The 3494-nt window shown below is 37.5% G+C and carries 4 protein-coding genes and 1 pseudogene; 4 read left to right on the plus strand and 1 reads right to left on the minus strand.

Translation table 11 applies throughout. From position 1 onward, the window contains the following. The first annotated feature begins 89 nt into the window (after window positions 1–89). From ybfF to fur, 4 genes are all read left to right on the plus strand, one after another. On the plus strand, window positions 90–872 hold the full coding sequence (ybfF, locus tag BHE89_RS12575; protein ID WP_069370078.1) for an esterase: 783 nt from the start codon (window positions 90–92) through the stop codon (window positions 870–872). Between the two features lie 161 nt (window positions 873–1033). After that, window positions 1034–1342: a LexA regulated protein gene (gene ybfE / locus BHE89_RS12580; RefSeq protein ID WP_069370119.1), complete on the plus strand. Its 309-nt coding sequence runs from the start codon at window positions 1034–1036 to the stop codon at window positions 1340–1342. 275 nt (window positions 1343–1617) lie between these two features. Further along, window positions 1618–2145 carry a flavodoxin FldA gene (gene fldA, locus BHE89_RS12585; RefSeq protein ID WP_069370077.1) on the plus strand — a complete coding sequence of 176 codons (528 nt, stop codon included), beginning with the start codon at window positions 1618–1620 and terminating at the stop codon, window positions 2143–2145. A gap of 188 nt (window positions 2146–2333) precedes the next feature. Then, window positions 2334–2780: a ferric iron uptake transcriptional regulator gene (gene fur / locus BHE89_RS12590; RefSeq protein WP_023581171.1), complete on the plus strand. Its 447-nt coding sequence runs from the start codon at window positions 2334–2336 to the stop codon at window positions 2778–2780. A gap of 79 nt (window positions 2781–2859) precedes the next feature. Here fur and BHE89_RS27060 read toward each other — a convergent pair. Continuing rightward, window positions 2860–3466, minus strand: a pseudogene (locus tag BHE89_RS27060) (DUF817 domain-containing protein); the annotation flags it as partial. Between the last annotated feature and the right edge of the window lie 28 nt (window positions 3467–3494).

The following is a 3494-nucleotide window of genomic DNA, read 5'->3' on the forward strand; positions in this document are numbered from 1 at the left end:
TAATACTCTTTCATATTATTGCGATAAGTTGGCTTAGCATCTTGTGCATGTCATCATAGAAGAAAATCGCAATCATCTTGGTCATTAATATGAAACTCAATACATTATTAAATTATCAATTACATCAACCAGAAACGACACCGACATCGAGTTTACCTATCGTCTTGATCCATGGCCTTTTTGGTGATCTTAATAATTTAGGCGTTTTAGGTCGTGCACTTCGTCAAGATAATACCGTGATACAAATTGATGTACGTAACCATGGACACTCTCCTCATAGCGAAAGTATGAATTATCAAGATATGGCACAAGATGTGCTCACATTGCTTGATAGTTTAACTATCTCAAAAGCCATTATTATTGGGCACTCAATGGGAGGAAAAATTGCAATGGCGATGACAGCATTAGCCCCCAAACGTATCGCCAACATTATTGTTATTGATATGTCGCCTGTTGCTTATAACGTTCGCCGCCATGACAAAATTTTTGCTGCGCTTGAAGCCGTAACAAAATCTGGAGTTACACGCCGTCAAGATGCGGCGGAAATCATGCGTCCTTTTATTAAAGAGGAAGGCGTGATCCCGTTTTTACTCAAATCATTCAAAAATGGTGAATGGCTATTTAATTTGCCTGCAATAAAAAATGCTTATTCAGACATTATTGGCTGGCAAGAGGTGCCTGCTTGGCATCATCCAGTGTTATTTATTCGTGGCGGTTTATCACCTTATATTTTAGATGAGTATCGTGAAAACATCGCTCGTCAATTTCCTCTCGCGACTGCCTTTGTTGTCGCAAATACAGGGCATTGGGTACATTCAGAAAAACCCGATACGGTTATTAAAGCCATCCGTCGTTTTCTAGAGAAAGCTTAGTAGAATGTATAATTATTGTGCTTAAAAATAGCGTCTGTTGATAAAAAGACCAAATCACAATAGGTTAAACACAGGAAGCAGTGGCGAGACAACACTATGTGGGGTATTATTGGGCGTTTCGCAATTTAGTCATTGGTATACGCCCTTTCACAGCAAAATTTATGGCAAAAGAACAAACTGATCGCACCACACTGGATTTGTTCGCAGATGAACGCAGACCTGGGCGACCTAAAACGAACCCGCTTTCTCGGGATGAACAGCTTAGAATTAATAAACGCAATCAATTAAGACGTGACAGAGTTAATGGCTTACGTCGAGTTGAGTTAAAATTAAATGAAGATGCTGTGAATGCTCTCAATGAGTTGGCGACAGAAAAAAACGTCAGTCGTAGTGAGCTTATTGAAGAAATACTACTAGAGCAATTGGCGCAAAATCACGCTTTAAAAAGGTATCAAAACAAAAATAGCTAGCAGATAAATCACACAAATTCGACAGAATTAACCTGCTATTTTCGTCAAAATACGTTTTTAGTTTTCTATAATGAAAACATAATGCTTATCTTTCACTAGTAATTGTTCAAACACAGACAATATACTCTAAATATTTTGAAGTGTAGCTAAATGACGAGAGAATGAGTCACTAGAAACATACAACAAGAAGTATGTGTTTGGTAAAAATATACGTAGTCAATAACGCTACAATTTAAAATATAACGAATTTAGAATAAAAGAGGTTATCTCACTTTATGGCACTCATAGGAATATTCTTCGGTAGTGATACTGGCAACACTGAAAATATTGCCAAAATGCTTCAAGAAAGACTGGGCGCTGACAATGCCGAAGTACATGATATTGCAAAATCCAGTCAAGAAGACATCGAAGCATTCGATATTCTGTTACTAGGTATTCCTACTTGGTATTATGGTGAAGCACAGTGTGATTGGGATGACTTTTTCCCAACACTAGAAGATATTGATTTCAATGGTAAGCTTGTTGCACTATTTGGTTGTGGTGACCAAGAGGATTATGCAGAATATTTCTGTGATGCAATGGGTACGATCCGCGATATTATTGAGCCTCGTGGTGCCGTTATCGTAGGACACTGGCCAACTGAAGGTTATCATTTCGAAGCCTCTAAAGGGCTTGCTGATGATAATCATTTTATCGGTCTTGCAATTGATGAAGATCGTCAACCAGAATTAACCGAAGAGCGTGTTGACGCTTGGGTTGCTCAGATCAAAGAAGAAATGAGCCTAGACGAAATTCTGGGATAACGTAAACACTCAAATTGAGAATGATAATTATTCAATGGTGTGCTAAGATAGTGTGATAGGTGGGGTGTTTATTTTTAAATATCATGCCTATAATCAATAAGGTTATTTATTCACCCGAGTATTAATGAATAAAGCCTATTTGTGAGCACAAAAATTAAATTCACCATTAGCAACAGGATTAAATCCGCATGACCGACAATAATAAAGCGTTAAAAAATGCTGGGTTAAAAGTTACACTTCCTCGCTTAAAGATCTTGGAAGTGCTCCAGGATCCTGAGTGCCATCATGTCAGTGCTGAAGATCTCTACAAAAAACTCATCGATATCGGTGAAGAGATTGGTCTGGCAACAGTGTATCGCGTCTTAAACCAATTTGATGATGCTGGTATTGTTACCCGACATAATTTTGAAGGTGGTAAATCAGTATTTGAATTAACTCAACAACACCATCATGACCATTTAATTTGTCTTGATTGTGGTAAAGTTATCGAGTTTACAGACGATGCAATTGAATTACGCCAAAGAAACATCGCTGAACGTCATGGTATCAAACTTTCCAATCATAGCCTTTATTTATATGGCCACTGCGCTGAAGGTAATTGTAAAGAAGATAGCCACGCACATGATGAGAAATAATTCATTCTGGATAATCTCTCAGTAAAAAAAAGGAACTGTGAACAGTTCCTTTTTTATTGACTAAAATTCGAGGTGAGCGCTATTTTACCACTCTGACACTGTATTTAATATGCTTTAAATGTACTACGATGGTAAATGTAACGATGACTAATAGCGACCAAGAGCCCCACTTACCTGCATGTACAGCAGACCAAGCCCCAATTTGGTTAGGATATTGCCAAACACCAAAAAATGTACCGAAATTCTCAGCAAGCCAAATAAAGAAACCTATCAGAACAAAAGCGAGTAATAAGGGCATTTTTCGCTCTGTATCATAAGGCGTAAAATAAACCACACTGCGGGCATAAAGACCTAAAATAAAAGCCGTTAAGTACCATCGATAATCACCAATAAAGTGATGAGAAAAGAAATTAATATAAATCGCAAGAGCAACTAATGTTGCAAGCCAATAAGGTGGGTAATTATCTATACGAACTTTTAAAAAAACGCCATGCTTGAATTAAATAGCTTCCTACCGCGGAATACATAAATCCTGTAAACAAAGGAACTTCCCATAATTTTGTGTAAGCAAAATCAGGATATTTCCATGAACCAATTGCCGCTGATGTTTTAAATAACTCCATTACAAAACCAACAATGTGGAAAAACAAATCGCTTTTAATTCATCCATGTTCTAACTTTCCCCATCACCTCCACTAACTTCGAAAGATACGA

The sequence above is a fragment of the Shigella sp. FC1967 genome (assembly GCF_001743005.1).
In the GTDB taxonomy this organism is placed as follows: Bacteria; Pseudomonadota; Gammaproteobacteria; order Enterobacterales; family Enterobacteriaceae; genus Proteus.